2 protein-coding genes are annotated in these 994 nt (G+C 74.0%); both read right to left on the reverse strand.

Features of this window, described 5'->3' with window-relative positions; translation table 11 throughout:
• The coding region (locus tag DD1DGNOD_RS29815; RefSeq protein WP_241255837.1) for an ATP-binding cassette domain-containing protein at positions 1-682 on the reverse strand (682 nt) is incomplete at its 3' end.
• The coding region (locus tag DD1DGNOD_RS29820; protein WP_241255838.1) for a molybdate ABC transporter permease subunit at positions 679-994 on the reverse strand (316 nt) is incomplete at its 5' end. The genes DD1DGNOD_RS29820 and DD1DGNOD_RS29815, both read right to left, overlap by 4 nt.

Raw genomic sequence — 994 nt, forward strand, 5'->3', positions numbered from 1 at the left:
CGGACGGCCCGCCGAAACCGGTCAGATGACGGCGCAGATCCGCCCGGACGGCCAGCCGGGTGGACGCATCCAGCGCCGCCAGCGGCTCGTCCAGCAGCAGCAGCCGCGGGCCGGCGGCGAGCGCCCTGGCGAGCGCGACCCGCTGGGCCTGCCCGCCGGAGAGCGCCTCAGGCCGGCGGGCAGCGAACTCGCCCAGACCGAACTTCTCCAGCCACTCCCCCGCGGCGGCCCGGGCGGCGGCCCGGGACACCCCCCGGCAGCGAAGCCCGAAGGCGACGTTGTCCCGCGCGGACAGATGCGGAAACAGCAGGTAGTCCTGGAAAACCATCCCGACCGTGCGGCGCTGCGCCGGGACGAAGATCCCCACCTCTGGGTCGTCCATGACGAAGCTGCCCAGGCTGATCCGGCCCGCGTCGACCGGCTGCAGCCCGGCGAGCGCCCGTAGCAGGGTGGTCTTGCCCGCGCCGTTGGGCCCGAGGACGGCGACGGTCGTCCCGTTCGTCGCGGTCAGTGTCATGTCCAGGGTGAAGCCGCTGGTGCGCCGCACCCGCAGGCAGGCCCGCAACGCACCGTCGCCGGATCCACCGGATCCATCGGGCGTGCCGGGCAGGTCAGGGCCGCCGGAGGCGGACCCCGCCTGCGTGGGCGGCCCGGCGGCGACAGCGGTGTCGATCCTTCTCACAGGGCTGCCCCCGGGCGTAGCCACCGGTCACGCAGCAGGGCCAGCACACCCACGGCCACGGCGAGCAGCACCAGGGACAGTGCGACCGCCGCGTCCGGATCGGTCTCCAGGGCGAGATAGACCGCCAGCGGCATCGTCTGGGTGGTGCCCGGAAAGTTGCCGGCAAAGGTGATGGTCGCCCCGAACTCGCCGAGCGCGCGTGCCCAGCACAGGACCCCGCCCGCACCGAGCGACGGCGCGATCATCGGGAGGGTGACCCTGCGAAACGTCACCCACCGGCTTGCGCCAAGGGTGGCGGAGGCGTCCTCGAAC

The organism is Candidatus Protofrankia californiensis, assembly GCF_900634765.1.
GTDB lineage: Bacteria > Actinomycetota > Actinomycetes > Frankiales > Frankiaceae > Protofrankia > Protofrankia californiensis.